This window comes from Photobacterium ganghwense (assembly GCF_003025595.1).
GTDB classification, from domain to species: Bacteria; Pseudomonadota; Gammaproteobacteria; order Enterobacterales; family Vibrionaceae; genus Photobacterium; species Photobacterium ganghwense.
In genome coordinates this window covers 759,598-786,128 of record NZ_PYMI01000004.1, presented here as the reverse complement: position 1 = coordinate 786,128, position 26,531 = coordinate 759,598, and the positions used below count along the sequence as shown (strand labels likewise).

The 26,531-nt window shown below is 49.7% G+C and carries 21 protein-coding genes; 7 read left to right on the top strand and 14 right to left on the bottom strand.

Going from position 1 to position 26,531, the window contains the following annotated elements:
• Positions 1-148: 148 nt before the first annotated feature.
• Positions 149-2,107: a M13 family metallopeptidase gene (locus tag C9I92_RS17825; RefSeq protein ID WP_169776049.1), complete on the top strand. Its 1,959-nt coding sequence runs from the start codon at positions 149-151 to the stop codon at positions 2,105-2,107.
• Between the two features lie 20 nt (positions 2,108-2,127).
• Here the strand turns inward: C9I92_RS17825 and C9I92_RS17820 are convergent, their stop codons facing one another.
• From C9I92_RS17820 to C9I92_RS17795, 6 genes are all read right to left on the bottom strand, one after another.
• Entirely contained in the window at positions 2,128-3,135 is a 1,008-nt protein-coding gene (locus C9I92_RS17820) for a LacI family DNA-binding transcriptional regulator (RefSeq protein WP_047886299.1), read from the bottom strand.
• A 343-nt stretch (positions 3,136-3,478) separates the two neighbouring features.
• Positions 3,479-5,212 carry a sodium:solute symporter family transporter gene (locus tag C9I92_RS17815; RefSeq protein ID WP_047886298.1) on the bottom strand — a complete coding sequence of 578 codons (1,734 nt, stop codon included), beginning with the start codon at positions 5,210-5,212 and terminating at the stop codon, positions 3,479-3,481.
• Complete coding sequence (locus C9I92_RS17810) at positions 5,205-6,200, bottom strand: nuclear transport factor 2 family protein (protein ID WP_047886297.1); 996 nt, start codon at positions 6,198-6,200, stop codon at positions 5,205-5,207. Before C9I92_RS17810 ends, C9I92_RS17815 begins: the two co-directional genes overlap by 8 nt.
• Before the next feature lie 51 nt (positions 6,201-6,251).
• Complete coding sequence (locus tag C9I92_RS17805) at positions 6,252-7,226, bottom strand: nuclear transport factor 2 family protein (protein WP_084712632.1); 975 nt, start codon at positions 7,224-7,226, stop codon at positions 6,252-6,254.
• A gap of 482 nt (positions 7,227-7,708) precedes the next feature.
• Positions 7,709-8,662 carry a LacI family DNA-binding transcriptional regulator gene (locus C9I92_RS17800; RefSeq protein WP_047886412.1) on the bottom strand — a complete coding sequence of 318 codons (954 nt, stop codon included), beginning with the start codon at positions 8,660-8,662 and terminating at the stop codon, positions 7,709-7,711.
• A gap of 136 nt (positions 8,663-8,798) precedes the next feature.
• Complete coding sequence (locus C9I92_RS17795; protein WP_047886296.1) at positions 8,799-9,548, bottom strand: HpcH/HpaI aldolase family protein; 750 nt, start codon at positions 9,546-9,548, stop codon at positions 8,799-8,801.
• A 290-nt stretch (positions 9,549-9,838) separates the two neighbouring features.
• Between C9I92_RS17795 and hisD the strand changes: the two genes are divergently transcribed.
• The 4 genes from hisD to C9I92_RS17775 all read left to right on the top strand — a co-directional run bounded on the left by hisD (position 9,839) and on the right by C9I92_RS17775 (position 13,688).
• A complete protein-coding gene (gene hisD, locus C9I92_RS17790) occupies positions 9,839-11,131 on the top strand; it encodes a histidinol dehydrogenase (protein ID WP_047886295.1) in 1,293 nt (430 codons plus the stop codon).
• Between the two features lies 1 nt (position 11,132).
• Positions 11,133-11,867: an SDR family NAD(P)-dependent oxidoreductase gene (locus tag C9I92_RS17785; RefSeq protein ID WP_047886294.1), complete on the top strand. Its 735-nt coding sequence runs from the start codon at positions 11,133-11,135 to the stop codon at positions 11,865-11,867.
• A gap of 92 nt (positions 11,868-11,959) precedes the next feature.
• Positions 11,960-12,973: a cupin domain-containing protein gene (locus tag C9I92_RS17780; RefSeq protein WP_047886293.1), complete on the top strand. Its 1,014-nt coding sequence runs from the start codon at positions 11,960-11,962 to the stop codon at positions 12,971-12,973.
• Position 12,974: 1 nt separating this feature from the next.
• Positions 12,975-13,688 carry an alpha/beta fold hydrolase gene (locus C9I92_RS17775; RefSeq protein ID WP_047886292.1) on the top strand — a complete coding sequence of 238 codons (714 nt, stop codon included), beginning with the start codon at positions 12,975-12,977 and terminating at the stop codon, positions 13,686-13,688.
• 562 nt (positions 13,689-14,250) lie between these two features.
• Here the strand turns inward: C9I92_RS17775 and C9I92_RS17770 are convergent.
• Positions 14,251-15,267: a nuclear transport factor 2 family protein gene (locus tag C9I92_RS17770; RefSeq protein WP_047886291.1), complete on the bottom strand. Its 1,017-nt coding sequence runs from the start codon at positions 15,265-15,267 to the stop codon at positions 14,251-14,253.
• A 97-nt stretch (positions 15,268-15,364) separates the two neighbouring features.
• The gene (locus C9I92_RS17765; protein WP_047886290.1) at positions 15,365-16,669 is read right to left on the bottom strand and encodes an MFS transporter; all 1,305 of its coding nucleotides are present in this window, start codon (positions 16,667-16,669) and stop codon (positions 15,365-15,367) included.
• 339 nt (positions 16,670-17,008) lie between these two features.
• On the opposite strand from C9I92_RS17765, the gene C9I92_RS17760 reads away from it, so the two are divergent.
• Both C9I92_RS17760 and C9I92_RS17755 read left to right on the top strand, forming a co-directional pair.
• Positions 17,009-18,550: a sodium:solute symporter family transporter gene (locus tag C9I92_RS17760; protein ID WP_047886289.1), complete on the top strand. Its 1,542-nt coding sequence runs from the start codon at positions 17,009-17,011 to the stop codon at positions 18,548-18,550.
• An 11-nt stretch (positions 18,551-18,561) separates the two neighbouring features.
• On the top strand, positions 18,562-19,932 hold the full coding sequence (locus tag C9I92_RS17755; protein WP_047886288.1) for an L-serine ammonia-lyase: 1,371 nt from the start codon (positions 18,562-18,564) through the stop codon (positions 19,930-19,932).
• Between the two features lie 105 nt (positions 19,933-20,037).
• Here C9I92_RS17755 and C9I92_RS17750 read toward each other — a convergent pair whose 3' ends face one another.
• The 6 genes from C9I92_RS17750 to bglB all read right to left on the bottom strand — a co-directional run bounded on the left by C9I92_RS17750 (position 20,038) and on the right by bglB (position 26,514).
• Complete coding sequence (locus tag C9I92_RS17750) at positions 20,038-20,844, bottom strand: helix-turn-helix domain-containing protein (protein WP_047886287.1); 807 nt, start codon at positions 20,842-20,844, stop codon at positions 20,038-20,040.
• Positions 20,845-21,060: 216 nt separating this feature from the next.
• On the bottom strand, positions 21,061-21,885 hold the full coding sequence (gene rhaD, locus C9I92_RS17745) for a rhamnulose-1-phosphate aldolase (RefSeq protein ID WP_047886286.1): 825 nt from the start codon (positions 21,883-21,885) through the stop codon (positions 21,061-21,063).
• An 18-nt stretch (positions 21,886-21,903) separates the two neighbouring features.
• Complete coding sequence (rhaM, locus tag C9I92_RS17740) at positions 21,904-22,245, bottom strand: L-rhamnose mutarotase (RefSeq protein ID WP_047886285.1); 342 nt, start codon at positions 22,243-22,245, stop codon at positions 21,904-21,906.
• A 26-nt stretch (positions 22,246-22,271) separates the two neighbouring features.
• The gene (locus C9I92_RS17735) at positions 22,272-23,564 is read right to left on the bottom strand and encodes an L-rhamnose isomerase (RefSeq protein WP_047886284.1); all 1,293 of its coding nucleotides are present in this window, start codon (positions 23,562-23,564) and stop codon (positions 22,272-22,274) included.
• A gap of 11 nt (positions 23,565-23,575) precedes the next feature.
• The gene (gene rhaB / locus C9I92_RS17730) at positions 23,576-25,084 is read right to left on the bottom strand and encodes a rhamnulokinase (protein ID WP_047886283.1); all 1,509 of its coding nucleotides are present in this window, start codon (positions 25,082-25,084) and stop codon (positions 23,576-23,578) included.
• 287 nt (positions 25,085-25,371) lie between these two features.
• A complete protein-coding gene (gene bglB, locus C9I92_RS17725) occupies positions 25,372-26,514 on the bottom strand; it encodes a beta-galactosidase BglB (RefSeq protein WP_047886282.1) in 1,143 nt (380 codons plus the stop codon).
• Positions 26,515-26,531 lie beyond the last annotated feature (17 nt).

Below are 26,531 nucleotides of genomic sequence, written 5' to 3'. Positions count from 1 at the left end.
AACCCAACCCCAACCCTCAGCAACTACCCTAAACTATACGGTATTGATATGGCATAGCTGGCCTTCAGAGGGCGTAATCATGCATGTGAAATCTGTTTTTGAATCAGTTTGCAGTCTGCTGTGGTTGTTTGTATCAATTTGGCTGCTAATGACGTTATCTGTTTCTTTTGCAATGGCGGCGACTCAGCCTCGGCCACAGGATGACTTCTACACATATGTAAATGCCGACTGGCTGGAAAAGACGCCTATTCCGGAGGATTTACCGGGCATCGACAACTTTACGCAAGTGACTCTGAATGTGAACAAGCAGGTATGGGATACGCTGGAAACGTTGCGTAAGGCAACGTCTCCGTTAGCGCCGTACGAGAAGCAGTTGCTGGACTTATACCTTTCTTACAACGATATCGAACAGCGCGATAAGCTGGGGATCCGTCCGCTCACTACGGAGCTCGAGATGATCGATAACTGTAAGGATCATTCATGCATAGCCAGAGCCTTTGCCGAACTGGAAAAATTGGGAGTGGGTGGCCCGTTGATTATTGGCGTGACCAATGATGCCAAAAATTCCTCTCGTTACATTGCCACCGTGGTGCAGTACGGTCTGGGCCAGACGCAGGCCGTGCTGGTAGGCGACGATGATCGCTCACAGAAGATTCGGGCGTTGTATCAGGAGCACATCTCAAACATGTTAACTCTGGCGGGTTTTAATGACGGCAAGGAAAGGGCATTACGGGTAATAAATCTGGAACAGAAGCTGGCGCAGATTCACTGGACTCCTGCTCAGAACCGGGACCCTCAGAAAACCTATAACCTGTTTGATACTGCCAAACTTCAACAAACTCTGCCACATTTCCCGGTGAAAGATATGCTGTCGGTTCTGGGTTTTGAGCCTGAACTGGACATGGTCGTCAAGCAACCGTCATACCTTGTCGCGCTCAATGCGCTGTTTGCCAACACCAGAATCGAAACCTGGCAGGACTACCTCCGAATGCGGTTGATTGCTGAGCATGCCGCGTTGCTGTCGAGCGCTTTTCAGGATGAAGTAAATGCTTATCGCCGGAAAATGGGTATCGCAGGGAAAGACATGCCGCAATGGCTTCGCTCGGTTTTTTTCCTGGAAGAAAAAGCCGACATGCTGGTTGGCCGGGTATATGTCGAACATCATTTCAGTGATGACGAACTGGCCCAGATCCAGAAAATCATTCAGGCCATTAAAGAGGAATACCGGAGTGCGATAACCGATTCAACCTTCTTCAGTGAGCCGACCAAGGTACAGGCACTCGCCAAGCTTGAGGCGATGCGGTTTTATATTGGTTATCCCAAAACCTGGAAGGACTACAGCGCACTGACAATTACCCCGGATGATCTGATTGGCAACACACGACGGATTGCGCTGTTTGACCATGAGGAAATGGTGGCCAAGCTGAACAAACCTGTCGACCCGGATGAATGGCTTCAGGCTCCAACCATGGTAAATGCTTACTACCAGCCTTCGGCGAACAAATTCATGCTAATGGCGGCGATTTTGCAGCCACCGTTCTTTGATGCGTCCTGGAGCGATGCAGCTCAGATGGGGGGCATAGGTTTTATTATCGGTCACGAAATCGGCCACGGTTTTGATGACCAAGGCAGCCAGTATGACGCCGAGGGTAATTTGAGAAACTGGTGGACACCAGAGGACAGAAAAAAATTTAACGCGGTAGCGAAAAGGGCGGTGACACAGGCCAATGCGTATGAGATTTTGCCGGGACATTACCTCAACGGTGAGCTGGAACTGGGGGAAATTCTGGGGGATCTGAACGGCTTGCATATTGCTCATCGTGCCAACCTTCGCATGGTGAAAGCGGCGGGAAGTACCAATGAAAATGAGCTCAAACTGCAGATAGAAAAAGCCAACCGTGATTTCTTTGAGCAGGCCGCGAAAGTATGGCGTAGCCATCTTCGCGAGGCCACGTTGCTGAAGTTTCTGGAAATCGATGGGCATCCGCCGGGGAAATACCGGGTAAACGGCATATTCCCCCATCTGGATGCGTTCCATGATACCTACCAGATCAGCCCCGGCGACGGCATGTACTTACCGCCGTCAGACAGGCTGAAAATCTGGTAGTTCGCCAGGAAAGACTGTGATCAGACCTTGGTGGTCTTACGTTCAATCAGTTTGACCGGGACCATCATCTTGACCAGGCTGCTGTTCTGATTGCAGATTTGATCCACGATGATTTTGACCGACTCGCGCGCCAGACGTTTAAAGTCCTGGCGGAACGTTGTGAGCTGGTAGCTCAGCCATTCGGTTTGCGGAATATTGTCGAACCCGATCACCTGCAAATCGTCAGGAATGTCTAATCCACATTCCAAGCGGGCAACATCCATTACAGCCATCGCAAGGTTATCGGTGGCACAGAACACGGCCTCTGGTCGCTGTGATGTTTGTAACAGCTCGCGGATGGTATCCAGCGAGCTGGTGTAATCGTAGGACGCCTCAACCACTCTTGGTGTCTGCCCGGCTAGCTCTTCAAATTCAGCAATAAAGCCATTTTTTCGTTCAACGTTAGTAAATGTTGGCACTTCACCGGTCAGGTACACGGCCGACGTAACGCCGGTTTTGTGCAAGAGCTGGGCGGCTTGTTGCCCTGCCTCATAGTTGTCGCTGATGACATAGCTGCTTCTGGTTCCTTCCACCACCCGCGCGTATTGCACTACCGGAATATTGAACTCTTCACATTCTTCATACAGGGTCTTATTAAAGGTGGCCGAAGCGGCAATCACACCATCAACCCGGTACTGGAAGATGTTCGGAATTGAGTGATTGTCTTTTTCATCAACCTGCCAGGGGATTAAGACCGTCGAGTAGCCCTGTTTCTGTAATTCACTGGAAATCAGCTGCAGGGTTTTCATATGAATAGGGTAGTCGGCATCCGGAAAAACCAGACCAATGAGTCTGGATTCGTTGGTGGTCAGGCTGCGCGCAAAGGCGTTGGGCCGATAGTTGAGAGCTTTTGCGGCCTCAAACACTTTCTGCTTGGTTTTTTCGGATACAGAGCTGCCCGGTATAAATACCCGGGAAACCGTGGACTGAGAAACGCCTGCTAACTTAGCGACATCTTTGGATGTAACCGTGTTTTTTGGTGAATTCATGTGTGTTGCTTACCAGCCTGATGAAGAGTCGGTAGAGTAACATAAATAGGTACGTATTCATAAATAGAGGCAGGTTAACACTCGAAATTTAAAGGGGTCAAGCAGAGTTTACTCATGGGTTTGGGTTAATCCAATTCTGAACAGGCCTATCGAGCGGGTGGATCGCATTATAACAGCGGCTAATCGCGACGATCGGCAACGGTGTTGACCAAAAGTGCTGGTGAAAAAAGCCGCTCAAGCATTTGCGGTACTTGAGCGGCTTGTATCAGCCAATGTTAACTAGGATTCGCTTATTGATAACGTGCGTTTATCAATAACGTACGTTTATCAATAATCACTACGACTAATTGGTTTGCTCGACATCCTGATTGCGAGCCGGGCGTCGGAAAGAATAAGCGATATAGCCAAGCAAACTCAGTACGATAAGCACGGAGCAGCCTCGGACAAAATTGATTAATAGCGGCGCATTATCGATAAACTCATTGATGCCCCAGAGCAAGACGATAGAGAAGGCAAACATCATCAGCAGGCCGTAACAGGGTGCATCGATTTTACCCGGCACCACATACCAGCCGTCTTGCTTGATGGGCTTGTTCAGGCGGGCAAATTCAGCTTGCTGGCCTTTGACCGTATACAGGTGCATGGTTTTCTGCTTGCCGGACAACGCCAGGCTGGCAACATAGGCAACCACGCTGTTCACCACCACACCAATCACACAGTACCATGGCCATGAAATGTCGGTGGCCACTGCCACATACCAAATCGCAATGAAGCTTGCTGCGACCCCGATCAGCAGTCCTTTTTCTGTAATGTGTTTAGAGTAGAAACCCAGCACAAACATACAGAAACTCGCCCCAACAAAGTAGGAACCGGCTTTACTCAACACTTCCAGCACTGATCCGGTACTGGTCGCAAACATCAGCGCTGGCACGATAACCAAAATGGCCCAGGCAACGGTAAAGACGCGTGACATTTTGAGGTAATGCTCATCCGACTCTTCCGGCTTGTAAAAACGGCGGTAGAAGTCTGCCACCGAAACGGTCGCCATGGAGTTGAACGCCGAATCCAGGCTCGACATGCTGGCGGCCAGAATGGCGGCTGCGATGATCCCCATCAGGCCCGGCATGCCGTATTCACTGGCGTAATGCAGAATGATAGTGTTGCCGTTTTCAAACTCTTTGCCGTCGTAATAGGCGTAGAACAACACACCCAGCAGAATGAACACGAAGTAGATGAAGAACGCTACATAACCCATCATCAGCATTGCTTTTTTTGCATCGCCCATGCTTTTGGCTGCCATGCAACGCTGTACCATCATTTGGTTACCGCCGTAGACCGTAGTGTGGAACATGGTCATTGCGATCACACCAGCCCAAACGGTCGTCACCTGGCTCAAATCCATGCTGGTTAACAGGGCATCGGTCATGCCGTCCGCTTTGAGCTTGACCATAATATCCGTCATGGGGGCAGGCATGCCGTTCCATACCGCTTCGATGATGATAAAGGCACCGGCGAACAGAATGAAGGCCTGAATCACGTCTGTCCAGATCACTGCCGCAATGCCGCCCATGACGGTGTAGATCAGCGCGATAGCGGTCACGATGACGATGCAGTACACCACGTCGATACCCGTAATGAACTCTAGAATCATCGCGGTCGCATAAAGTACAGCGGCAGAGCTCAGGGCTTGCTTGATCAGGAAGATCATTGACAGCGTCAGGCGGGATGCCTTACCAAAACGGCGTTCCTGGTATTCATAAATCGAGGTCAATCCGTTGCCGTAGAAAAATGGCATGAATACCGACACGATGAAAAATATCACCAATGGGTAGTTAAGGTGAATGGCAATGACTGACAGCCCTTCCTTGTAGGACCAAGCCGGTCCGCCAAGGAATGACATGGCGCTCACATAGGTACACACGACTGAGATACCTATGGCCCACCATGGGATGTTTTTGTCACCCAGCGCAAACTGGTTCGCTGAGGTGACTTTCTTACCGATCACCGCGCCCAATATAAGGGTGAGCACAATGTAGCTGCCAAGAATTAACCAGTTGAGTGTGCCGAATTCATGCATACGTTGGCCCCTCCAGTTGCTCTTTCATTTGCGCGAACACGTCGTAACCCAGTTGCAGCAGCATGTGGATAATGTCGATCGCGACCCAATTTTCTTTCAGTAAATCGCCTTCCCGACGCCAGAAGTCCATGACACGAAGATCGATTCTTTTACTGGTTGGTGCCATGCCCAGCCAGCCACTGTGCCCGGTATGGGTACCGAACATGTGAGGCCAACCGCCAGTGGATACGTAGTCATTTTGAGCCAAAATATTAATGTCTACAGTCACCCCGCGATCAGGGAACGCAAATACAAATGGTGCCTGGTGGTGGTTGCGGAAACCTTTAATGCCCCGTGTGGTGCCAATACCCGCCGGGCCGTACCACATGAAGTCGTCATGCCAGTAGTTTTCGAGATCCATCGAATACAGGTCTTTGCCATCAAAGCGACCCAGGCAGGCCAGCATATCCAGTACTAACTGAAGACTTTTCTGGCTGCGATCAGGGCAAACCGCACCGTGGTTAAAACCGTCACAGGTTGCCGGTGCCGGAACCAGTCCGTCGTGTCCCAGGCTCTTGCGCAGCGGGTTCACACCGGCCTGATTCATGGCATCGATGAAATCCGGAATCATATAAGATTCGGTGATCTGATTGTCTTCGATACACACAAGCTCGGTGTAACGTAAATACAGTGTCTTGCCTGTCGCCGGGATACCGAACAGGGCATTGTCGAACGTACCGACAAAGTAACCTGTCGAGTTGTACCAGGTACGGCCTTCGTACTCGCCGTCCATGACGATTTGCGGGCGGCGCTCAATATCCGGCAAGGCGGATTGCAACTGGATGAGGAACTGCTCATGCGCAGACTGAGGGTTGTTCAGATCATTAACAGGGTGAGCCACACACCATTTCACATCCGGGTTCAAGTACTGTTGGGCGATAGATGCTTTTTCATCGGCAGAAGCGCGAAAGTAGTCGTGGTAAAACTGCTCTATTTTATTCAAAAACATGGTGTTTCCTTACATTATGTGAGTATGAACGGCTTAACCGAGGGGGCCGGTTTATCCCTGTTGGAGCAAAATTTGTTTCCATACGGCGGTTTCATCAAACAGGGTGAATTCACGACGTAGTCCCCAGGGACCAAATTCGGCGTGGCTGATACCCATGATGTAAACGTCCTTGCCTGACGGCTTCCCAAAGATGCCGTGGCCTTCATGTTTGCCCTCTAGTGACCAGCGAATGGCTGCACGTGGTGACATCATGTCGTCGTTACGGCCAATGCGATGGTGAACCTTGAAGGTGGCATTAGGGAAAGCTGAACGGAGTGACATCCAGAACTGATCAATACCCGCGTGAGAAAGTGCCGTTTGGCCGCCGGTGTATTCGCCGATACAGGCCCGGTCATATGCTTGAGGAATAACAGAAAACTCAGCGCGCATCAGACGTTGAAGAATATCTTCGTATCGCTGGCCGAATTCGTTGTCATTGCCGATGCCGGTGTAAGGGCCGGCGACATCCTGCTCAGGGGTAAACGGGAAAGGGCTGGATTCAACGCCGCCTCCCTGTTCAATCTGCTGGCGTGCGAACGCTTCTGAAGTTATCCCTAACTGGTGGGCAATGGCAGCCACATCGCGGATCATCCACTCGTCGTTAATCTGGTTATTAATGGCGTGGCAGTCGGCGATGATGCGAAACTGGAGTTTCTTGTTGGTAGCTTGACCAAATGCGCCATGGTTGGCATGGGTGGCGGTTGAAATAATGCGGTGGGAAGAAAGCATGCCTTGCTCGGGATTACCAGACCAAATGACATCTTCGCCATACAGGGTGCGATCGGGAAATTCCGCGAGTGTACCCATGGTCGCACTGATGACATTGTCGTTACCTTTTACAATGGAAAGCGGCGTCCGTACGATAATGTCTGGCGCGTAATAGTGCTGTAAAGTGTGCAGCCCTCTGTCTTCCCAGATCTCTTTCGTGATTCCCAGAATGTAATCGGGAAAATCACGCCACTTTGGGTCAAAGCCTGCCATAGCCATAAACTCTCTCCTTGTTGAATGCATGCTGTAATTGGTTTTTGATTACGTATCCAAAATCGTAGAATGTTGCGTTTATGTCAATGGAATGTTTTTCTTGTGTGTGTGGTTTGTGCTCGCGATCGGGTTTTTAATAAAATAATAAATAGCGTTTTGACAGGAAATAATCGTCGTCTATGGCATGAATCTATTCGTTTGTTGGCACTGATTATGAATATTCAACCATTACCGTATGGGGAGGAGAACTGTGGGGGAGTGACGTTTACGGCGAGTGATGATTACCTCATCCTGACGAATTAAATTGGATACGAATCCAATGTGGCTTTTTCAGTTGGGGGATGGACCCAGCACGTTATGCGTAAGCAGAAAGCAGAAAGCAGTAAGGTGAACGTGACGGGATGGCAATAAAAAAGCCCTGCCAAGAAGGCAGGGCTTTTTAGTGTTTGTGAAAACGGCATCTTTGCCGTTCGAGCAGATTGAAGTGCCTAAACGCTGCCGCGCTCGATCAGAGTACCTTCTTCGAACAGATAAGCGCCTTCTGCATCCTGATTAGCGTTAATCCGGTTCATCAGATCTTCGACGGTGCGCTTCACTATTTTATCTATTGGCTGGGCGATGGTGGTCAGGTTGTAGCTCGGCCATGCTGCCATAGGAATGTTATCAACCCCCATGACGGCATAATCTTGAGGAATCACCGCGCCTTTTTGCCGCAAACCGTCCATTACGCCCATGGCCAGAATATCGTTGGCACAGAAGATGGCATCGGGCTTCATCCCATGCCCCAAAATTTCACTGGCTGCCGCCAGTCCCGCTTCAAAGCTATATTTGGCCTGGATAAAAATGGGGGATGGTAACCCCAGTGCCTGCAATGTAGACGAAAAACCTCGCCAGCGTTCTTCACTGGTCATCGAGCCTGCATCACCACTGACGTAGGCTAACTGCCTGTGTCCCTTGCGACTGAGGTACTCTGCTGCTTGTTTACCTGCCAGCTGATTATCAATACCGGTGATATTGGCATTAATCCCTTCCGCATAACGGTTAATCAGGCTTAGGTGTACCCCAAATTTCTCACATTGGGCAAAAGCGCGAGAAGTCAGTCGACTGGTAGCAATGATTAGCCCATCCACCTGATATTCAATGGCGCGCGAGATGGCCAGGTCGAGATCATCCTTGTCGATTGGGCACAGAACAACCTGACCGCCACGCCGTTGGATTTCGAGTGCTAATGCCCGGGACTGGAGATCGTACATCGGGTTCGATTCGCTATCTAAGGCAATAGCGACCAGTCCGGAGCGGTTGGAGATCAGGCCGCGGGCGATTGCGTTAGGCGTGTAACCCAGTTTGGCCGCAGCATCCATCACCATTTTGCGCTTTTTCTCGCTGATGCTTGCTGTCGGACTGAATGCCCGGGATACCGTCGATTGTGAGACGCCGAGCATTTTGGCGACGTCCATCGAAGTCACTTTCGCTTTAATGGTGATACTCCTCTAACTTAGCGTAAGCCAAGAGTGTATGAGCTGAATGATTTGCGTGTCTAGTCGAGACCGGTAATCCTCAATAAGTAGAAGAAAAAACTTATGAATTCATCACATTTATTTCTCTTTTGAAGCCGTCTATGATCATCTTATGCTCTGATCCGACACAGAAAAACTGCACACCCAGCTCTGCCCACTGTTTTGCTGCTTCGGCTGTCGCGACAAACATGCCCACCGGTTTATGGCTCGCTTTTGCAGCTTCAATAATCCGGATACTGGCCTGAGTCACACGATCGTCATTCACACTGCTTGCCCCATAGGCGACGGTTAAATCCACCTGTCCGATGAAAAGCGCATCAATCCCTTCAACCTGCGCAATACGCTCAATATTTTCAACGCCTTCCGGGTCTTCAATCTGAGCAATCACCACCGTTTTTGCTTTGCTGTCTGACAAGTGCTTTGCCATTGGTTTGGTGGTGTAGCATGCTGCCCGACTTGAGCCGGCATAGCCCCTTCCACGCTCTCCGTAATGACACATTCTTGCGATGTCTTCGGCTTGTTGCGCTGTACAGACATGGGGGATCTGCACGCCAGTCGCACCGCAGTCCAAAGCATTGAGCACGGTCGATGGGTTGCTGTCCGGTACCCGGACAAGACAAGGCAACTGATGTGCTCTTGCAGCCAGAATACAGACATCAAGACTTGCCCTGTCGAAAGGGGCGTGCTCGGCATCCAGCACAATAAAAGGCAGTTCCGCTATTGCCAGCACTTCGATGATGTGCGGGTGAGGGGTTTTGACAAACGTGCCTAATAGAACCTGCTCACTGATTGATGGTTTGAAATTGAACATTGTTAACTCCTGTTGCAAAGGTATGCAAAATCTAACATTTAAAGTTGTAAATAAAGAGTGAAATTTGTGTGATCTATTTATCATTAATGAGGTTGAAATCGAATTCAGACACCTGGAAATCTTCATAATTTAAACGAAAATCAATAAAAATCAGTGCTTTGATGGATTTTTTTGATGGTGGAGACAGTATCTTGCTTAATGTTAATTTTATGTTTATCGTTATTTTGCATTCGTATCCAAATATCGAAATTAACTTATCGTTTGCCTCAGCTCATTAAGGAGAAAGTCGCATGGCTCGCATTTTGAAAAACGGAATCACGGAAGAAGTCTCAGCATCAAACGACGCGAAAGTGCGTCAGACGGTGGAGAACATTCTGGCGGATATTGAGAATCGTGGAGACAGTGCCGTACGCGCACTATCAGAGCAGTTTGATAATTGGTCACCAGAGCAGTTTCGTCTGACACCTGAGCAGATTCAGGCGTGTGTCGATGCTCTGGATGAGTCTACTCGTCATGATATTGAATTCGCTCAGGAGCAGGTGCGTAACTTTGCGCAGATCCAGCGTGACTCGATGAAAGATGTCGAAGTGGAAACCCTGCCGGGTGTCGTGCTGGGCCACAAACATATTCCGGTCAACAGTGTGGGTTGCTACATCCCTGGGGGGAAATACCCTCTGGTGGCTTCAGCACACATGAGTGTCCTGACGGCTAAAGTGGCTGGCGTGAAACGTGTTATTGCATGTGCCCCTCCGTTTAATGGCCAGCCTAATGTCGCGATTGTTGCGGCGATGGCGATGGCGGGGGCGGATGAAATTTATTGCTTTGGTGGCGTGCAGGCCGTGGGTGCTATGGCTCTGGGAACCGAAACGATTGCCCCGGTCGATATGATTGTCGGCCCGGGGAATGCGTTTGTGGCAGAAGCAAAGCGCCAGCTGTTTGGCCGTGTGGGTATCGATCTGTTTGCGGGGCCGACTGAGACCCTGGTGATTGCCGATGAAGAAGGCTGTGATCCTGAACTGGCTGCTGCTGATCTGCTGGGCCAGGCTGAGCACGGTTATAACTCACCGGCAGTGCTGTTGACCAACAGTGTGCAATTTGCCGAAGAAACCATCAAAGAGGTTGAGCGTCAGCTGACGATTCTTCCGACGGCGGAAGTGGCAGGCAAAGCATGGGCCGATTATGGTCAGGTTATCGTGTGTGACAGCTATGAAGAGATGGTGGCTGTGGCGGATGAGATCGCTTCTGAGCATGTGCAGGTGATGACTCGGGACCCTCAATATTTCCTCACTAACATGACAAATTACGGAGCGCTGTTTCTGGGGCGTGAAACCAATGTGTCTTATGGCGACAAGTGTATCGGGACTAACCATACCCTGCCGACCAAAAAAGCGGCGCGCTACACCGGTGGATTGTGGGTCGGCAAGTTTATTAAAACCTGTACTTACCAGCGTGTCAGTGAAGCTGCCTCGCTGAAAGTCGGTGAGTACTGCTCACGGCTGTGTGCGCTTGAAGGGTTTGCCGGCCACAAAGAGCAGGCTGATATCCGGGTTCGCCGTTACAAAGGCAAAGTCGAAGAGGCGTGATATGTCAAAAATTGCCTTAGTAACAGGCGGCAGTGGCGGCTTAGGTGCTGCCATTTGTCGAAAACTGGCGCAGTCCGGCTACCGTGTTGTCCTGACTTACAACAGTAACAAACAGGCGGCGGAGGAACTGCTCTCTGTGTTGCCGGGGGGCGGCCATCTTGCTTATTCGCTCAATGTTGAAGATTCGTCCGCCATCGTGAATCTGGCCGCTCAGGTCTCTGAAATCGGCGGCAAGCTGGACTTGTTAGTGAACTGTGCAGGTATGACCAAATTTGTTGCTCACTCCGATCTGAATGGGTTGAGTGATGCGTTGTTTGATCAGATCTTCCGAGTCAATGTCAGGGCCCCCTTTGCGATGGTCAGGGCGTTTACTCACTTACTCAGAAACGCTGGTGGCTGCGTGGTTAACATCACGTCTATTGCGGCGCAGACGGCCATGGGCAGCAACATTGCTTATTGTGCCAGTAAGTCGGCGACGGAAAACATGACTCGCTCATTGGCCCGCGCACTGGCGCCGGATATTCGTGTTTTGGCCGTTGCTCCTGGCCTCGTCGATACCGAATTCGTCAAAGGCTTAGATGACAGTTGGCGAAATCAACAAGAAATGTCGACGCCGCTGAAACGCCTGGCCAGTGATGATGAAGTGGCGAATGCCGTTTATGCGGCGGCGGAAGTGCTGACGTTTTCGACGGGTAACACAATTTCCGTTGATGGTGGCCGTCCGCTGGGAAACTGAGCCTTTAGCTTTAACAAAAGTGCATCTTACAAAGGACGTTTTATAAAAAGCGTCTGACTAAAAGCGCTGTAATGGATGAAAGGATTCTTATTATGTCTCTGCAACAAGCAATTGATCGTAACCTGGTGCGTTACCTGGAGCTGATTCCCGGTACGAGTGCCTTCATTGATGCCCGTACGCCGGGCAGCGATATGAAAGACAACTTTTGTATTATTGGTGCCGGCGTTGCGGAAAGCAGTCGTCAGCATGTCCATATCCGTGAGACGGCAGGGTTTAACATAGGGGCGGCCGGTCAGCCGCCGGGTATTAAAAACTCTCTGCATTCACACCGCACTGCGGAGTTGTTTATTGTGTTTAAAGGCCTGTTCCGTTTTTACTGGGGCAACAATGGTGAACACGAAGCGGTATTGTCTCACGGTGATGTTATCTCTATCCCGACCAACTTGTTCCGTGGTTTCGAGGTAGTGGGGCGTGACTATGGTTTCATGTTCTCGGTACTGGGTGGCGATGACTCTGGTGGTGGCGTAACTTGGCACCCAAACGTAATCAAAGACAGTCAGGGCTATGGGTTGTATCTCAAAGCAGATGGTTCACTGGTGGATACCGTTGACGGTGATCCTATCCCGAACACGGAGGAGCTGATGCCGCTACTGACCCAAGACGAGCTGAACACGTTTGATAACTACACTACTGAGGAGATGATGCCATTTGTTGCGTTGCGGCGTGACTATCACACGATCAGCAGCGATTTTTCTTCTTCTGGCGTAAAGCAATATGCGTTAACCGGTCATCCGGCCGCGGAATACGATTTTCAGGTAAAGAGTGCCGATGACGTAAGCATTATGGCATATGAGCTGTCGGAAGGAGCCTCGATTCCAGCGCACAATCGTGGCGTCAAAGAAGTGCTTATTAACTTTGATGGTGATACCGAAGTCTGTGTCGAACAGGATGGCGAAGAGGCCCGTCTGGTAATGACTCGGGGGGATGTATTCAGTGTGCCGGAAGGGGCATCTTATGCACTGAAAAATCTTCGTGGCAATAGTTTTACCTACTCTGTGATGGGATCGGATCTGCCGGGTAAACCGGGATGTTCAAAAGGAGTGTAACATGGCACAGCCTCTGTCTTTGCTCTGGCTTCCCGGACTACTGTGTGATGAGACGTTGTTTGCTGAGGTGAATCAGACATTACCGAAATGGGTGAGGCCAGAGACGGCTCAGCTGGGGTATTTGGAGTCGATGACGCACCTGGCGAGTAAGGTGCTTCAGGAAGCCCCGGAGCACTTTGTGCTTGGCGGATTGTCGATGGGGGGCATCCTCGCATTTGAAGTATATCGTCAGGCCCCCGAGCGGGTGAAAGGGCTGATCTTATTGGACACTAATGCGGCTGATGAAAAACCAGAGGTGAGCGAGCGACGCAATGCGCTGGTGGAACGCGCGCTGAATGGTGAGTTTGAGGCCATTACACCGGATGTTCTGATGCCGCTGCTGATCCATCCGAGTCGGTTGGGTGACACGCGGCTGACTGACTGCATTTCGACTATGGCCATTAATGTGGGTATCGACGCTTTTCAGGCGCATGCAAATGCTCTGGCTTCACGTCCGGATGCCCGACCGCTGCTACGTGATATAAGTGTGCCGACACTGGTGGTGACTGGCCGGGACGATTTGCTTTGTCCTATCGGTAACCATCTTTTAATGGCAGAGCAGATACCTGACGTCACTTTACACATCATTGCGGATTGTGGCCACCTGTCAACGTTAGAGCAGCCTGTGAATGTGGGTCAACGGATCAATGCCTGGTTAAGTCATCACTTTAGTTAACTTGATCGCTTTGGCTCCTCCACTATTTATGTTCCTCCACGACTTTGGTTCATTTGCCACTTTTCTTAACGCACCACTTTGGCTGAGCTACGGCTGTCTCTGAGTGACAACCTGATCTCGGCCTGAGTCATTGTAAATCAGACATTAGACCCGGTCGGAATAGAGTTTTAGCATCACAGGTGATTCAAACTCTTATCGTCGACGTGGAAGGTCACGCCAATATAAAAATCCCCCATCGAAGCATTCTCCCCGTGAGCAGTAGCCACATCTGATCGCCATTTATCGTGTTTTAACATCTGGAGCCAGATGCTCTGCTTGGTCTCTTAATTTTTGCTAAAGAAAGCTTTTGAAGAAAACTTGTTGAAGAATGTTTGCTGAAGAGAACCACTGTGGGTTCTCGTCCGTGTTTGTTGAATCAATGAGAGACTGTCAGTCGAGACGGAGGCAACAGGTCGAGGTAAAGAGTGCCTCATCCATGATGAGGCACAAGTTGGGTACTGACACCCGAACAGAGGAGCGTTCGGGCGCTGGGACTGATTGTAAGATTGGCTTGAGGACTGGCTTAAAGTGAAGGATTCATGATCTTCTGTGTGCGCTCGAACACATCCAGGCCTTGCTGTTTCAGCCAGTATGGCAGGTCAATCAGTACCCAGTTTTCAGAAAGTTTGTCACCGTCACGGTAGTAAACATCGACCACCTGCATATCGGCACGGATTTCACCGCCAGTCATTCCCAGGAAGCCGCCGATCGGAGTATTAGATAGGTTCGGCCAGCCGAAGAAACAAGCAAAGTTGCCTTCAGCAAAGCGGCAAACGTGGCCATTAAACTTCTTATCCTTCAGGTTATTACGGAAGGGAAGCTGGTGCTGCTGCTGGTAGCGTGGAATGGTATAGGAAGCGCCGATACCACACGGGCCGTACCAAATCATGTCTTTCGACCAGCTTTTTTCAAGCACTTCCGGCGGGCAACCCATCGCGCCGCTGTCGTTAAGAGTTGACAGGTCATCAACCATCTTGTTAACCAGAGCCAGTGTGGCGATGCCTTCTTCGGATGCCGCATCCTCAAACAGCAGGCCATCATGGTTACGTGGGCCCGGATACACGTAGTGTTTGCCGGTTGATGGTGGTAGTGGGTAACAACCTGCCTGATCCATGACACCTAGCAGATCCAAGAACAAACCTGTTTTCGTGATTTTACCGTTTTCAACACAGTTAAATTCTGCGTATCGGATGTTCATGATTTTTCCGGTTGGGCGCATTCCCAGATATTCCGTATCAAACAGCCCCATGAAGTTGCCCATGCTCATTACCCAGATTTCATCAGGATTGATTTCGTTATTACCGCCGATAAAGATGTCCTGACGTCGCTGCATGCGAGTCATTGATTTCATCAACGGTGACCAGAAAACGTCAGCGGCGGCTTGGGCTCCTTGCTGTTCGCGGAACGGGTACACGCCGCGCCATAAATAGTCGTCAGACGTATGAGCCTTCAGCACTTCGGCCACGTTTTCATGGGTTGCGTTTTCCATCGCCGAAAAATAGTTGCGAACAACACGTTTAGCTTCTTGATATTTCGCCATTGTAATCTCTCTTGTTTGCTGTCGAGCCCGCTTGGGCGCAGGGCTTGAAGATGTTTGGGGTTCCGGCTGGTTGTACCAACCGGATATGTCATTTCAGTCAGGCTTTTGCCGTTTGTGCTTTCTTGTCCTTGTCGAACAGACCGCCTTTGAGTGTTTCTGGTAGGGACAGCCACAACAGACCCGCCGCAATCCATACAACAGGGGAACCCCACATCGCCGTTTGCAGATCCGTGCGCTCTTGAATGAAGATCAGTACCATTGGCGCCCACATGCCGATGATTCGGCCTCCGTGGAACAAGGCTGCGCCAAAGTTGCGCAGATGAGCCGGAAACAGTTCAGAGAAGTAACCGCCCCACACCGCAGAAGCTGAGAGGCCAAAGTTGTAAATCAGGCCGAGAATAGCCAGCATGTTGAGGCTGCCAATCATCAGATCTCCCGGTGCTACAAAGAAGACCGACGCCATGATGCCCGCCAAAATGAAGCCAAAGGCATTCACTTTTCGGCCAAATTTATCGGCGATAGCACCCCAAACCCAGGCACCAAACAGAGAACCAAACGCTGAGATGGAGAAAATGACACCGATGGTGGAGCCGTCGAACTCACGCACTTCTTTCAGGTACGTTGTTACGAAGCCGCTGAAAAATTGGTAGCCGTAGAAGTTCAGACCCGCAAGAAGAAGACAGGTGATGGTGAGTATGCGATAGGGTTTGCTCAGCATCTCGCCCCAGGAGCCTTGTTTAGCTTTCAATTGGGTAGGATCTGCCTGTGATCCCATGTCTTGATCTTCTTCCCCGTAAGCGATCACTTTTTTATCGCTCGGTAGCACAAATACCATGGCCACGGCGGCGACCAGAGGCGGAACACCCCCGACCCACATCAAACTTTCCCAAGGGGCGTCAACGCTTGAAATAAAGGCGGCATACGCACCCATTACCATCAGGGCAACGGAGAACATTGATGAAGCAAATGCGGTCAGCTTCCCGCGTACTGTCGGGGTAAACAGGCCAATCATCAGGCTGACAGCAACGGTAAAATAGCCTCCCAGAGAAAGACCAATAATGAAACGCATCGCTGCCCAGGTTGAGTAGTCGGTAAACATCATATTAATGATGGTCGCGCTACCGTTTAACGCAGTGATGGCGATCAGCGTGGATTTCTTACCAAATTTTGTGGCGAACCAGGCACAGCTCAATGCTCCAATCAAGGCACCGACGGATTGCCAGGTATAGAACTGTGCAGTATCTGACAGGCTGATCCCGTCGTAAGCTTCAACAATATATGGGCGTACGTAATCAATAATTACAAAGTTATAACAATAGAAAAAGTAACCGACCAGAATCGCTAGATAGGCCGCTACCCTTTGAATCATAGGAACTTCGCTCATGTGTCGTTTGGCATTCATGACCGATAAACCTCTATTTCAATTAGGATTTTTGGACTTTTAAGTTCACGGATAATGATCGCTCAAGGATCCTTCCCGTTTTCATTGCGTTGAGGATAGTAATTTTTTTTCGGTTAAATGATCTGTGATCATTATCAAGTTTAAAATGAGTGCGTACCCATTTTGTGGGTTTTGGTGATCTGGATCTCACTCAGGAACTGGTTATACAGTTACTGAATAGTTTCTCAGTAATCTTGGTGATTCTAGTCACAGTTATGGCTGGTGTTTAATCCATTGTGGGCTTTTTTAAGTAATATGGATCGAAAATCAATCACTGACAGGGATTAGGAAAACCTTAAAATGGTTACGTACTCAAGTTTTGTGGTGATCGCGTTATACGTATCAATTACCATTTTAATCAGCTATTTAGTGAGTCGGCGCGACAAGGTAAGTGGCGACTTTTCTACCGGTGGCAAACAATTTGGTTGGTTTACCGCTGGTGTGTCGATCCTGGCGACTTACATCAGTGCGATGACATTTGTCGGTATGCCCGGTTGGGTATACAGCGCAGGTATGGAAGCGATGAGCGTTCATCTTAACTACCCCATTGTTATCTTTTTCGCCGTAGTCTTCTTTGTGCCGGTGTTTTACAAGCTGGGTTTGACGTCAATATATGAGTATCTCGAACATCGGTTTGGGGTGTATGCCAGAACAATAAACTCTGTCGTGTTTATTGTTGTGCAGTGCATTTCAGCCGGTGTCATCTTGTATGCGGTGTCGTTGATTCTGGTGCAGGTGCTTCCTATCAGTATCTCCGAGGCCATTATTTACATCAGTATCTTTACTGCAGGTTATACCTATGCCGGCGGTATCTCGACGGTGATATGGACGGATATGCTGCAATCGGCGGTGTTAGTGGCGGGCAGTATCGCCATTTTTGCGGTGTTGCTGATGGAAGTGAATACCGCGAGTGTGCTGTCTCGAGATCACCTCAATATTGTCAACCTGACGTTTGACCTGGGGGTCGACACTAGCTTGTGGGCGGGCGTGGTGGCAGTCAGCTTTTTGCACCTCAGCGTGTATGGCACCAACCAGTTAATTATCCAGCGTACCTTAGCCACCAAGTGCGAAAAAACAGCTCAGAAGTCGATGCTGCTTTGCGGCTATGGCGCTTTTTTCATTTATCTGTTTTTTTCGATACTGGGGGTATTGTTAAGCCTGTTCTATCAGGACACAACGTTTGCAAACAGTAACGAAGTGATCCTCGATTTTGTGTTTTACCATACCAACCCCGTCATCATCGGGCTGGTGATTGCTGCGTTGGCGGCAGCGGCTATGTCGACATTGGATTCTACATATAATTCGATGGCGACCGTTGTCACTTTCGACATTTATAAGCGCTTTGTACGCCCCGAAGCCCCGGGTAGTCACTATGACGGCATTGCCCGTAGAATGAGCCTGCTAGCTGCCACTTTAGTGGTTGTTCCGGCATTGCTGGCGGTTTCTAATGAATCTGTACTCAAAACCATTGCGAGTTTAACTTCGATTTTTGTCGGTATTCGACTGGGCTCATTTTTGTTGGGGTTATTTTGTGCCCGCGCGAATGAGGTGGGCATTATCGTGGGCAGTGTTGCCAGCGTGGCTGCGGTATTTGGCTGCATGATGCTGAACATCGCCTGGCCTTGGTTTGCTCCTGTCGGTACCGCTGTGTTCCTGTTATGTGGCATCGTCACCAGTTATTGGTGGGGGAGCAATACGGCGGAACAGCAAACCTTCTTCAAAAATCAAAAGTCCCTTTTTGCAAAGCCAACTGCCAGCCATTACGGTTTGCTGATGTTTGCGGCCGCAACCATTGCATTTTGTATGGTTATTCCTGATTGGCTTTATTCTGCACTGACATAATGAGTGAGTTTATGCTGTCTATTTTTGATATCTACAAGATTGGGGTCGGGCCTTCGAGCTCACACACCAATGGGCCAATGATTGCGGGATTTCAGTTCACCCGTTTGCTTAATTCAAAACTGGAATCGGTAGTTCGGGTTCAGGTGGATCTGTACGGGTCACTGTCACTGACTGGGATCGGGCACCATACCGACCGGGCGACGATACTGGGGCTGTTGGGCAATAAGCCGGATACCATCAAAATCTCAAGTGCCAATCAGGCGATGCGTCAAGCTATGGATAAGGGGCTGTTGTTGCTCGATGGCCGTCATGAAATAGCCTTCAATTATCAGACGGATATGCGGTTTCATCAGGAAAATCTGCCTCTGCATGAAAATGGGATGACCATTACCGCTTTGGACAGCCAGGGGCAAATCGTGGCGTTTGAGACCTATTACTCCATTGGCGGCGGTTTTATTGCTACTGGCGATGAGTTGCAAAATGGCAGTACAGAGAAACCGGTCGCTGTCGAGTTTCCTTTTTCTTCTGCCGATGAAATGCTGCTCAGGGCTGAAAAGAATGGGATGAGCTTGGGTGGCATGATTCTGCGAAATGAACTGGCTTTTCAGGATATGGCAGCCATTAACACCAAAGCCGAACAAATCTGGCGTGTGATGACTCATTGTATGGAACGCGGCTTTGAAACAGAGGGCATTCTGGAAGGTGGGCTGAATGTCACCCGGCGTGCACCTAATTTGCTGAAAAAGCTGGAAGCCAATGCCGCCATTGAAAATGATCCGATGGAGATCATGGACTGGATCAATCTGTTCGCGTTTGCGGTCAGTGAAGAAAACGCGGCTGGCGGACAGGTTGTGACCTCGCCGACGAACGGTGCCGCAGGCGTCATTCCGGCAGTATTGATGTATTACCATCGTTTTATAAAGGCGCTGGATACCAAGCAGCTGAAAGATTTCCTCGCAGTATCAGGCGCAATCGGTATTTTGTATAAAACCAATGCTTCGATCTCTGGTGCGGAAGTAGGGTGTCAGGGTGAAGTGGGGGTCTCATCGTCAATGGCTGCCGCGGGGCTGACGGCATTGCGTGGCGGCAGTAACGAACAAATCTGCATGGCGGCGGAAATTGCTATGGAGCATTCACTCGGAATGACCTGCGACCCGATAGGTGGCCTGGTGCAGGTGCCTTGTATTGAACGAAATGCCATGGGGGCCATGAAAGCGATCAATGCATCAAGAATGGCGTTAAAGCGTACCAGCAAATGCCTTATCTCTCTGGATAAAGTTATTGAGACTATGTATCAGACCGGCAAAGACATGAATAAGAAATATCGTGAAACGTCGCTAGGTGGACTGGCACTGATTCACATCGCGCCACCTTGCGAATAACCAGCCAATCACATCTGTACCGCCTCGGTGTGAGATTCGCTGGGGCTGTATGCTATTCGCCCTGCTCTTTAATTTTGTCCCGGCTCTGGGGCGCGTTTGCATTCTTTATCGAAAATCTGACGGTGTCTGGTTGGTAAAGCGTTTGAATTTGGTGCTGAAATAATTGCTGTCTTTGTAACCAACCTGAAAGGCGATGTCAGTGATTGACTGCTCTGAATAGTGCAGCAGGTTCATCGCGTTGTTGATGCGTACACGGTGAACGTAGTTATTGAATGAAAGATTAGTGATTTGCTTTATGCGGCGGCTCAATGTTCGTGATGATACGTTAAACTGGTCTGCCACCGTGTTAATGCTAATTTCTTCCGCATAGTTGTTTTGAATCCAGTCGATGACCTTAAGAATACTGTTATCCGCTTCGTTTTTAGAGGCTGATGATAATCGGCCACGAGAGAGTTCCACTACCAACTGTTGAAACAAGGCTTCAGTCATTAGCCGTGAATCCACGGTGTGATGCTGGGATTCATACTCAATTTGGTTGAGTAACAGGTTTACCTTTTTCATGCTCTCGGCAGTAATGAACCAACTGTTTTGTTCGTCTTCATCCTTGGGCAGCATGCTTTTCAGCAGCGGGGAGTAGGCCAGCTTGTTTTTCTTGAACAAGATATTGGTCAAATGTAGGTTATCGACTTGTTCGTACAGATGACGGTCTTTTGGGGAAAGGTAGCAAATATAGTTCTGTGACAAATTAGTCGGCACGTCGTTAATAATATGCTGACCAGCTCCTTTGGTCACAATAATAAGTTCATGAAAATCGTGAGCATGCTCAGGGTAGGCTTCCTGAGGCGAGCGTATTTCGGTACAAATTGTACTGTCAGACGTTTTGAAAAAGTCTTCACAATTTAATTGAAACATATTTTCATTCCTGGGGTCTTGAGCTTTTAAAGTAGATAAAACACTCAATAGGCTCAAGTGATGCAGATCATAGATATGATGTAGAAAAAATGGAAATATCCTGAGTGTGATCTTGCTTAAAAAAGCCTGGCAGTGATGAATTTCGCTGACAGGCTTTTTGATACTGAGATTGGCATCGTCAGATTGTCTACTGCTTGATTAGAGGCCTTTGTTATCTCAAAGATTAAAGGTGTCCTTCAATGCCTGCATATTTTCGACACTGACTCCTTCCGGTATAAACCCGCTTGCCAGACATTTCAGGAATAGCTTGGCCCCTTTATTGGCGACATCAATGTAGTCGAAAGCGGTTAATGCGTCGCTGCCGGTGGCTACAGCGCCGTGTTTTTCCCATACCGCAACATCGTGTTGAAGCAATTTGTCACGGGTGCCGTCAGCCATTGTTTTACTCCCTGGCATGCAGTAGGGCACGATACCAATTCCACGGGGAACAAAGGCTCTGACTTCCGGTAACATTTGCCAGCAAGCGTGGGTATAAACTTTATCGCTATGGGCATAGTCAGGGTGGTGTGACAGGACAATCAATTCCAGTGGGTGGGTATGTACGACGCAGCGATCGTCGGAGCCGCTATGACGTTTGGCCATGATAATCTCGACATGTGAGATAAACTCGCTTGTCGGAGCAAAGTCACAGCGGTTACCCCCTCCCCACAGAAGGTGATAACCTTTGGCTTCATCATCAATGCGCAGAATACAGCCGGCTAAATCGGGACGGCGAAGTTCGCGGATGCGTTCACCAGTACCTTTAACGAAAAATATGTGTCCGGCACTATGACGCGGGAAAGTATCATCTCCAATCATTGCCAGCGTTTGGTATGGATAGCTATTAAGATCATCGGGTAGTTCGCCAAAAATATCTGTCAGTAAAACGGAAATGTTTCCCCCGTTGCGTTCTGCCCATTCCCGTTGCCAAAGATAGTCTGCCACTTCAGAGACTTTCGCGATTTCTGCCAGAACGGCATCATTCAAAATCAGTTGTTTCATGTGGTTGCCTGCTTGTCGTCACTCAAAATAAAACATGTCGGTTAGTGAGGTGTGTTTTGGAGATAAGTCGTCATTGACGAGCATGATGTCCGACATATAACACCACCATCGCTGACACACCTCGCTGTCGGCGATAGCCTGCCATCGAGCGGCATCGTCCACTTCCAGGTAGGCGAACAGCTGTAATGTCTCCGGATGGAGAAAAATCGAATACTGATGGGCACCATGGGTTTTCAGCAAAGTGGCCATTTCTGGCCAGAGTGCGTTATGGCGTTCTTTGTATGTTTGTTCTGTGCTGGGTTTGAGCTGCATCACCGATGCCAGCCGCAATTTTGGTCGCTGACTTTGTTGCTGAGTCATCTTTTTCTGCCTTTTGCTGAATCGGGTTAGCCTTCGCGGTGACGCAATATGGTTTCTTCATACGCTTTAACATGCTGCAACCAGTCGATACCTACGGGTACGCCATGCTGATGGCAGTAATAGTCCCAAACGGCAGACCAGGGGGCGGTGCGTGATTCCTCCATCCAGGCGAGGCGAGCGGTGTAGTCGCCATCAATCTCAGCATGTTGAAGCTGGTGCTGAGGTTCCAGCATGGCTTTGAGCAGGGCTTTTCGCATGTTGCGGGTGCCGATGACCCAGGCCGCAATCCGGTTGATTGAGGCATCGAAGAAATCCAGCCCAATATTTACCCGGTTGAGTAGTTGATGACGGACAACCTCATTGGCAATCGCCTGGGTTTCATCGTCAAGCAGTACGACGTGGTCGCTGTCCCAACGGATTGGTCGGCTGACATGAAGCAGAAACTCTTTGACATACAAAGAGCAGGCGCTGATCTTGTCACTTATGACCTCGGTCGGATGAAAGTGACCAGCATCGAGGCACAGCAGGATGTCTCGCGAACTGGCGTAACCGAGATAAAATTCATTGCTGCCAACGGTGTAGGCTTCGGCACCAATGCCAAAGAGCTTACTCTCGACTGCATCTTTGTGGTATTTCACATCAATAGGCTCGGCGATGATTTCATCCAGGGAAGCCATCAACCGCTGTCGTGGTCCCAGTCTGTCGTAGGGTAAATCTTTCATGCCATCTGGAACCCAGATGTTCATCACCGACGGGGTACCCAGTTCTTTGCCAAAGTACTCAGAGATGCGGCGACTGGCTTTGCAGTGGTCAATCCAGAATCGGCGAATGACAGGGTCGGGATGAGACAGGGTCATACCATCTTCACTCAGCGGGTGTGAAAAACAGGATGGGTTAAAGTCGAGTCCGGTACCGGTTTTTTTGGCCCATTCGACCCAGTTTGCAAAGTGTTCCGGGCGAATGTGATCGCGCGATACCGGTTCATCGGCTTCCAGATAAAGCGCATGCAGGTTCAGGCGTTTGCAACCGGGAATCAGGTTGAATGCCTGATTGAGATCCTGACGTAATTCCTCTGGGGTACGGGCTCGTCCGGGATAATTACCGGTGGCCTGAATGCCGCCGCTCAAGGTCTGATCCGGGTTTTCAAATCCTCGTACATCATCGCCTTGCCAACAGTGAATAGAAATAGGGATGTTATCAACAGCCTGAATTACGCTGTCGGTATCAATACCGAGCTTCGCAAAGTGGTTTTGGGCTAACTGGTAGGCCGTTTCAATGGCATGAGTTGGTGACAGAGTGCTGGTCGCGGTGACTGGCATGGTGACTTCCTTTACTGAGTTTGAGTTAATTGTTCGAAACAGGTGATGGCAGGTTTAAGCCCCGCAATGGCGTTCGGAGAATACTGTGTTAATTCAAATGACTGGCGGACGATGCAGCGACCTTCCGATATGTTGGCAATTCGGCCAATGGCAACCAGCTGGCCAAGCGCATTCCCGATGGCAGAGGCTTCGGTAGGATTGGCGCACACGGGCACCTCACAAATATCAGCACATAACTGATTGAGAAAATGGTTTTGAGCTCCGCCACCGACGATGTGGATGTGTGACAGTGGTGAGTCTGACAGGTGTTGTAATTCCAAAAATACCTGACGGTAACGTAGAGCCAGGCTGTCATAGATGCAACGGACGATCTGTCCCAAAGAACCAGGTGCGCCCTGGCCGGTATCCAGACAGTAGTCAATGATCGACTGTTCCATGTTGTTTGGATGCAGGAAACGCTTGTCGTCAGGGTTGATCAGGTAAGCAAATGCTGGTGCCTGTTTTGCTAATGCAGCCAGATCGGAAAAACTGTAAGCCGGGTACTGTTGTTGCAAGCGCTGGATCAGCCACATGCCCATGATATTTTTCAGCACTCGGTACAGGCCTTCACTGCCACCTTCGTTGGTGATATTCGCGTTGAGTGAAAGTGCATTGATGATTGGTGCCGCACGCTCAAGACCCATGAGCGACCAGGTGCCAGAGCACAGATACACGGCGCCGGTCTCTGATAGTGGTGTACCAACGACCGCTGAGGCGGTATCGTGGCTGGCAATAGACGCTACGGGTATCTGATGAGACTGACGTTCTTTATCCTGGGTTTGATAGTGCCCAATAATCTGATTTGGCTGTTGTGGCGGCAGAAACCAGTGGGACGGTGCCCCGATTTTGTCCAACAAGGCCGAACTCCACTGGCGGGAGTTGCTGCCTAGCAATTGGCTGGTGGAAGCGTTGGTATATTCACAGTGTTTGACCCCGGTTAGACGAAAGTTGAGGTAATCCGGAATAAACAGCAGAGTCGCCACTTCGCCCAGCCACTCAGGTGCAGTACGGGTCCCGCGATAAGACGCTGATTCAAGGGGAAGTAAGTCAGGGTTGAGCAAGGCAGCAAGCTGATACAGGGTATTGAATGGCAAGAACTGTATGCCGGTCTCGGTATACACTTCTGCTTTATTCTGGTGCTCTGCAAGAAATGCATCCATGACACCGTCTGTGCGGCTATCGCGGTAAGACACAGCTTGACCCAGGCGATGCCCTTCTTTATCCAGTAAAACAAAATCGACTCCCCACGTATCTATGCCGATACACGCTGGCGTAATGCCCGCGTCGAGGACGTGCTGAATACCGAGATAAATTTCAGCGAGTAGCGCATCCGTATCCCAGCATACCTGATTATTTCGGTGACACAGTCGGTTAGGAAAACGGTGTACTTCCTGCAATGAGAGTCGTTTGCCGTCCAATGTGGCGACCATAATCCGACCGCTGGAGGCGCCGATGTCGATAGCAATCACTTGAGTGGTCATAAGGATTTCCTGAGTATCGTTCATGGGCTCATTATCAGAAAAGCGGCGAAGGTCAGACTTAAAAAAACGACCGGTTTAGACGGTGAAATGTCAGTTTTATCGATATCCGCGTGCGTTACATCACACTTGCCTGTTTTAAGCGATTTGGTGCTTGTTGCGGTGGGTTAACAAAGGAATTCAGAAGGGTTATTGATTATGATTGTTATTAAATCGAAGTCGTGATGCGCAGATGAGCTGCCGAAAAAAGCCCCACCAGAGGTGGGGCAAACGGCGTGTATCCAGAGGTATCAAAGATAGGTTCGCAGGTATTCCGACAGGCATAAAATTGCCATTGCCTGCCCGTATGGCATAGATGTGAGTGGAATTTGACGATAATAGTCGAGATCATCCCCCATCGCGGTACCAAACGAGACATTGAGTAGTTCGCCCGAATCACTGATGAAGTCGCTGACCAGAGCATCGACGGCTTTATGGGCTATGTCAGCGTATTTCGGATCGATATAGCGTTTTCGTACTGCTTTAAGAATGCCGTAAGCAAATCCTGCGGTCGCAGAGGCTTCAACGTACGAGCCATCATCATCCAGCAGGGTGCACCAAAGGCCTCCTGCTTGCTGGTAGCGGGCCAGTGCCTCCACCTGTCGATTAAGAATATGGATAAGGTGGCGACGGTAAGCGTCGTGTTCAGGTAAATCCAGCAGTTCCAGAAAATCCGGGATCACAATGGTGACCCAGCTGTTGCCACGAGCCCAGCGTGCATTGGCAAAATTATGGTTACCATCGAAAGTCCAGCCGTGGAACCAGGTGCCGGTGTCACGATCCATCAGATACTGAATATGGGTCAGGAACTGGTATTTCGCTTCTTCAACATATTCCGGACGATTGAGCAACAGGCCGATTTTTGTCAGCGGCATGACACTCATCATCAGGGTGTCATCCCACATTTGCTGCGGGTTTTCACTGTTGTAGACAATGTGCTGGATACCTCCGCTTGTTGTGCGTGGCATCTGGTACATCACGTAATCCGCCCAGGTTTCCAGGTAAGGTATGAGGGACTGGTCTTTGGTGTCTTCGAAGCGGTATGCCAGTGTCAGAAATGGGCAGACTGTATTCACGTTCTTTGTGGCTTGCTCTTCGGCAAACCGGTCTTCAAACCATTCATCAATGATGTTCAGCACGCTCTGGTCGTTTGTCTGCTGATAGTATTTATACATGCCGTAAAGGCCAATACCATGGGTCCATTCCCAGCCTGCCCAACCTTTGGTATCAATGGTTCGGCCATCATCAAGATGCAGCAGAAATTCACCGGTTTCATCTTGAATATTGATTAGGTTGTTAATCAGGCTGGTGACTTTATCAACAATCACTTTGCGTGGATGGGGGCGTTCAACCCGACGAAGAAGATCACTGTGTTTTACGGGAAATACGTTCATAACGTCCTCAGAAATAA

Bases quoted from the DNA above. Each gene is read 5' to 3' on its own strand.
- C9I92_RS17825 (WP_169776049.1), top strand. From the start codon at position 149: ATGACGTTATCTGTTTCTTTTGCAATGGCGGCGACTCAGCCTCGGCCA.
- C9I92_RS17820 (WP_047886299.1), bottom strand. From the start codon at position 3,135: ATGAATTCACCAAAAAACACGGTTACATCCAAAGATGTCGCTAAGTTA.
- C9I92_RS17815 (WP_047886298.1), bottom strand. From the start codon at position 5,212: ATGCATGAATTCGGCACACTCAACTGGTTAATTCTTGGCAGCTACATT.
- C9I92_RS17810 (WP_047886297.1), bottom strand. From the start codon at position 6,200: ATGTTTTTGAATAAAATAGAGCAGTTTTACCACGACTACTTTCGCGCT.
- C9I92_RS17805 (WP_084712632.1), bottom strand. From the start codon at position 7,226: ATGGCTATGGCAGGCTTTGACCCAAAGTGGCGTGATTTTCCCGATTAC.
- C9I92_RS17800 (WP_047886412.1), bottom strand. From the start codon at position 8,662: ATGCTCGGCGTCTCACAATCGACGGTATCCCGGGCATTCAGTCCGACA.
- C9I92_RS17795 (WP_047886296.1), bottom strand. From the start codon at position 9,548: ATGTTCAATTTCAAACCATCAATCAGTGAGCAGGTTCTATTAGGCACG.
- hisD (WP_047886295.1), top strand. From the start codon at position 9,839: ATGGCTCGCATTTTGAAAAACGGAATCACGGAAGAAGTCTCAGCATCA.
- C9I92_RS17785 (WP_047886294.1), top strand. From the start codon at position 11,133: ATGTCAAAAATTGCCTTAGTAACAGGCGGCAGTGGCGGCTTAGGTGCT.
- C9I92_RS17780 (WP_047886293.1), top strand. From the start codon at position 11,960: ATGTCTCTGCAACAAGCAATTGATCGTAACCTGGTGCGTTACCTGGAG.
- C9I92_RS17775 (WP_047886292.1), top strand. From the start codon at position 12,975: ATGGCACAGCCTCTGTCTTTGCTCTGGCTTCCCGGACTACTGTGTGAT.
- C9I92_RS17770 (WP_047886291.1), bottom strand. From the start codon at position 15,267: ATGGCGAAATATCAAGAAGCTAAACGTGTTGTTCGCAACTATTTTTCG.
- C9I92_RS17765 (WP_047886290.1), bottom strand. From the start codon at position 16,669: ATGAATGCCAAACGACACATGAGCGAAGTTCCTATGATTCAAAGGGTA.
- C9I92_RS17760 (WP_047886289.1), top strand. From the start codon at position 17,009: ATGGTTACGTACTCAAGTTTTGTGGTGATCGCGTTATACGTATCAATT.
- C9I92_RS17755 (WP_047886288.1), top strand. From the start codon at position 18,562: ATGCTGTCTATTTTTGATATCTACAAGATTGGGGTCGGGCCTTCGAGC.
- C9I92_RS17750 (WP_047886287.1), bottom strand. From the start codon at position 20,844: ATGTTTCAATTAAATTGTGAAGACTTTTTCAAAACGTCTGACAGTACA.
- rhaD (WP_047886286.1), bottom strand. From the start codon at position 21,885: ATGAAACAACTGATTTTGAATGATGCCGTTCTGGCAGAAATCGCGAAA.
- rhaM (WP_047886285.1), bottom strand. From the start codon at position 22,245: ATGACTCAGCAACAAAGTCAGCGACCAAAATTGCGGCTGGCATCGGTG.
- C9I92_RS17735 (WP_047886284.1), bottom strand. From the start codon at position 23,564: ATGCCAGTCACCGCGACCAGCACTCTGTCACCAACTCATGCCATTGAA.
- rhaB (WP_047886283.1), bottom strand. From the start codon at position 25,084: ATGACCACTCAAGTGATTGCTATCGACATCGGCGCCTCCAGCGGTCGG.
- bglB (WP_047886282.1), bottom strand. From the start codon at position 26,514: ATGAACGTATTTCCCGTAAAACACAGTGATCTTCTTCGTCGGGTTGAA.